The organism is Microcystis sp. LE18-22.4A (assembly GCF_027531105.1).
Taxonomy (GTDB): domain Bacteria; phylum Cyanobacteriota; class Cyanobacteriia; order Cyanobacteriales; family Microcystaceae; genus Microcystis; species Microcystis aeruginosa.
Genome location: NZ_JAPZRB010000290.1, coordinates 1 through 3,733 on the forward strand (window position 1 = coordinate 1; position 3,733 = coordinate 3,733).

Below are 3,733 nucleotides of genomic sequence, written 5' to 3' on the forward strand. Positions count from 1 at the left end.
GTGGACTTTGAGATTATCAGCGATATCACGAATATCGAGATTATTGCCACAGGAACAGGAATTCGTAATCGGGAACGGTTGCAAAAACAGTATGGCAAAGGTAAATGGAGAAAATTAAAGGGCATAGCCCAAGTTCAGCTTGCCAATGGTATAGTAAGGTTAGCTGAAGTCCATTGGTAGGAAGCTCATGGCATCGGCAAAAAAGAATTTAAGCTCAAGCTACCGTTTCTAGATTGACCATGAAAATAGAGTCATCTCCAACAAATAAGTTCGCAGTTTGTCTCAATAATGAAGGCTACGAAGCTTCACTAGAAGTTGGCAAAATATACCGCGTTATCCCTGATGAGACAGCAGAAATCAACAGTCTAATTCGGGTTATTGATGAAAGTGGTGAGGATTACGCTTTTTCTGTGAATCGGTTTCATGCTATTGAGTTACCAAAGCCAATAGAAGAAGCTTTATTATCAGTTGCCAACTAAAACCTTCTCAATCCATCGAAAAAGAACCGACAAAATACGTTCTTTGTCCCCTTTCTCCTGTAAAGTTTCTTGATGGGTTTGTCTGAGTTTAGCCTGATTGATAATGATAACGAGCTTGTAAAAAATAAACCTTATTTCCTGTGACTTTATAAATCAAACGATGCTCTAAATCGATCCGTCGTGACCAAGTGTCGGCAGCAATATACTTAAGAGGTTCGGGTTTACCCAATCCTGTAAACGGATCGCCATCCAAAATATCTGCTACTAAGTCTAAGATTTTATCGCCTTTTTTCGGTTCGTTCCGATACCACCAAGCTAAATCTGCTTTGAAATCAGGACTAAAAACGGGCAAATAACGATGAATAGGATTGTTTTGAGGTTTATCTGGCTTATTTTCTCTTTTAGGACTCAATTCCTAACTCCTCTTTCAATTCAGCTAATGTTTGAGGAGTTGCATCTTCTGTGTGGGTCCATGCTAAAGAGCGAAATAAGCGTTGGGCATTTTCTGGCGAGCGCAATAAATAAACACACTCTAATAAACTGGAAAGCTCATCTTCAGCAATTAAGGCCACATTTTTCTGATTGCGACGCTTAATGACGATAATTTGAGATTCGTCACACACCTGATCTAAGAGACTCGCTAAATTCATTCTCGCCTGAGAGTAGGTGGTTTCTTTGCTTAACATGATTTTTAGGGGATACTTGTACGACCTTATTGTACAATTTCAAGCTCTTGAACTCCCCAAAAACCCCAAAATCCGAAGGGAGGAGAATGTAAAGATTTATAAAATTGTAGCTCAGGCTACAGCTTAGTTTAGTTTTGTGTGTACTCTATTGTCGTACAGCTTTGGTGTTGGGTTGGGCTGTTCCTTAGCCAAACCTAGAAAAGCCAACAGTTCCACCGATTCAGGGAGATGAACTGATTGGCCGGAGGGATATTAAGCTGTTGACTATCTGAATTGCTCGTTAAGACTGCAAGGGAGAAGGGAGCAGGGAGAGAAAGTTCGAGCATTTGTACTAAAAATTCCAATACGCAGTTTAAATTCAGCACAGCTTATCCCCAGTCTATCAGCTAGTTGGTGCGGGACGGGATTTTCTGAATCGACAACCCACAGAAGCCGCTATCTTATTTCCACAACAAGTTCCTTTCCTAAAGCTTTGACGTATTTTTCTAAAGTAGAAATACCGACAGATTCCACATTCTCTTCTAGGTTGAAAACTGTTGCTTTATCCCAATTTAACTTACGCGCTAATTCTTCCTGAGTCAGTCCAGCTTCTTCTCTTGCCTGTGCTAAGATAACTCCCAGCTTGAAACTGAGATAACCAGACTCGAAGCCTTGGCAAAATTGACTGTCAGTTTGTTTTCTCCTGTTAATATATTGTTCTACATCACTCATCGTCGAATCTCCTGTTTAAGTAGTCTCGTTTTCGTTGCTCTGCCAAATAAATCTCTTGAGATGGTGTTTTTTGAGTCTTTTTGGCAAATCCGTTCGTTAAAATAATTAAATCACTTTCTCCAAAAAAGCCCAGCAGACGGAATATATTATTGCCAATCTGAACCCTCACTTCCCAAATATCATCAGTATTGACTAATTTTTTCAGGTATTGACTCGGAACAGAATCTAACTCCTGAATTAAGCGTAACACCCACAACACTTTTTGAGCTTGTTTTCCAGACAGAGAATTTAAAAAATCTTCAACGGGGCTGGCTCCTGACTGGGTACGATAAAAAACAATCTCCTTCATATAATAATCAGTTTAAGAAAACATTTCAATATTTTAGTGATGCCATTTCATTTGGATTGTAGTGATTCCATATCGCCAGTCATTGGTTGTGCATTATCTTACATCTTCATTCAATAAGTAGTCGTGCCAAATAAATTTCCTAGTGAAGATGGGCACTCATGCAAGAGGTGGTTAGATATGTGTAATTAATTTTGCTTAGGTACTTAAAATTGTCAGAGTTGTGCAAGTGTCGGAATATTTTTCCCTGCTAAAACCGAACGAATGACACTAATTATAACAAAATAGAGAATCCGCAGCTCTCTTAGGTTTGGTGGGTAAAATGTATTCTGAGATACAGTCTTGGGGCAGTGAGTGGAACTAACCACAGAGACACAAAGGACACAGAGATCGATCACCACTATATAAGTTAAACTTATCACACAAAGAATAACAGAGCCAATCCGCTTCAACAACTTCGAGACAGAGATGAACGCAAAGACGAATCCGACAGACCGCGCCACAATAACTCAAGGAAGACGATAGTTCGTCTGAGAAGCAGTAAAACAGCGGAAAACACCTGAGACTCCCTGCTCTGTCAACCCCTAAGCTAGGGAGAGAAATATAAAGATTTATTAAATTGTAGCTTTTGATACATTTGTGGGGGGGGGAGTGTGTATCCTTCTGCTATCTCCCTTTGGTCTTGGGTTGGGTTGTTGCTTCACCTAGCTGCGAGGGGGCGAACACTTATGTACTGAGTAGCGAATGGTGATGAAAAAAGGATTTTTCAGATGGCTACCAATTTTAGCCTTAACTACAGCTTTATGTTCTAACTTCTATCAGAATCACGATGATATTGCTCAAGCCCGTAATTTGAGAGTTGTAAGCAATGGTTTTGCTTTCGAGATTCAGAATTGTAATAAAGACAATAATTCTGTAGTTTGTACTTTTATGGTTGCAAACTTAGGGGAAGTCAGAGATCTTTATTTTTCTCCCCAAGACTCTATCATCATTGATTCTACTGGCAAGCAATTGAAGGGATCGCAGGGCATTATTGGAGCAATAGGTCCAGGGGGGGCACTACTATTTAGGGATATGCCTTCTAGAGTCGCCATTAACGGAAAAATTCTCTTTAAAGGAAATTTGCCCGGAAGAATCGTTTATCTGCGATTAGTAGGTTCTAATTTCTCAGTTGAATGGAGGTAATATATTACCTCGGTTAACTGTTAACTGTTCACTGAATAAAGACTCGTAGGTTGGGTTGACGCAAGGAAACCCAACAACTTCCTGGAATATTTTCACAATGTTTGTTGGGTTTCGCCTTTTGAGCCGATTGGTAATACCTGAGCAATAATGATAGCTCAACCCAACCTACGGCTCGATTAATTAATAAACTTATTCAGGAATGATAGTTATGGCAATCAGAATCAAACTTTGGGCAGATTATGGAAGTTACCCACTTTGGGGAGTAGATGAAATTGATAACATTGCTCCTGAAGAATTACCATTAAGTCAAGCAACCATTCAACGTT

At 39.6% G+C, this 3,733-nt stretch carries 8 protein-coding genes; 4 read left to right on the forward strand and 4 right to left on the reverse strand.

Features of this window, described 5'->3' with window-relative positions:
* Window positions 1-180 (forward strand): hypothetical protein, encoded by a 180-nt coding sequence (locus O9295_RS13390; protein ID WP_190720315.1) that lies wholly within the window; start codon window positions 1-3, stop codon window positions 178-180.
* Window positions 181-239: 59 nt separating this feature from the next.
* Window positions 240-479 (forward strand): hypothetical protein, encoded by a 240-nt coding sequence (locus tag O9295_RS13395; protein ID WP_002751846.1) that lies wholly within the window; start codon window positions 240-242, stop codon window positions 477-479.
* An 88-nt stretch (window positions 480-567) separates the two neighbouring features.
* On the opposite strand, the gene O9295_RS13400 is transcribed toward O9295_RS13395, so the two are convergent.
* From O9295_RS13400 to O9295_RS13415, 4 genes are all read right to left on the reverse strand, one after another.
* A complete protein-coding gene (locus O9295_RS13400; RefSeq protein ID WP_288033287.1) occupies window positions 568-891 on the reverse strand; it encodes a Txe/YoeB family addiction module toxin in 324 nt (107 codons plus the stop codon).
* Window positions 881-1,165 carry a type II toxin-antitoxin system Phd/YefM family antitoxin gene (locus tag O9295_RS13405; protein WP_288033288.1) on the reverse strand — a complete coding sequence of 95 codons (285 nt, stop codon included), beginning with the start codon at window positions 1,163-1,165 and terminating at the stop codon, window positions 881-883. The genes O9295_RS13400 and O9295_RS13405 overlap by 11 nt, the downstream gene beginning before the upstream one ends.
* 435 nt (window positions 1,166-1,600) lie before the next feature.
* Window positions 1,601-1,876 (reverse strand): helix-turn-helix domain-containing protein, encoded by a 276-nt coding sequence (locus O9295_RS13410; protein ID WP_190720324.1) that lies wholly within the window; start codon window positions 1,874-1,876, stop codon window positions 1,601-1,603.
* Window positions 1,869-2,225 carry a type II toxin-antitoxin system RelE/ParE family toxin gene (locus O9295_RS13415; protein ID WP_190720327.1) on the reverse strand — a complete coding sequence of 119 codons (357 nt, stop codon included), beginning with the start codon at window positions 2,223-2,225 and terminating at the stop codon, window positions 1,869-1,871. The genes O9295_RS13410 and O9295_RS13415 overlap by 8 nt, the downstream gene beginning before the upstream one ends.
* 741 nt (window positions 2,226-2,966) lie before the next feature.
* On the opposite strand from O9295_RS13415, the gene O9295_RS13420 reads away from it, so the two are divergent.
* Window positions 2,967-3,407, forward strand: a complete 441-nt coding sequence (locus O9295_RS13420; RefSeq protein ID WP_353851863.1) for a hypothetical protein — start codon at window positions 2,967-2,969, stop codon at window positions 3,405-3,407.
* Window positions 3,408-3,615: 208 nt separating this feature from the next.
* Window positions 3,616-3,733: immunity protein CdiI family protein (locus O9295_RS27850; protein WP_502846503.1), on the forward strand; the 118-nt coding region annotated here is incomplete at its 3' end.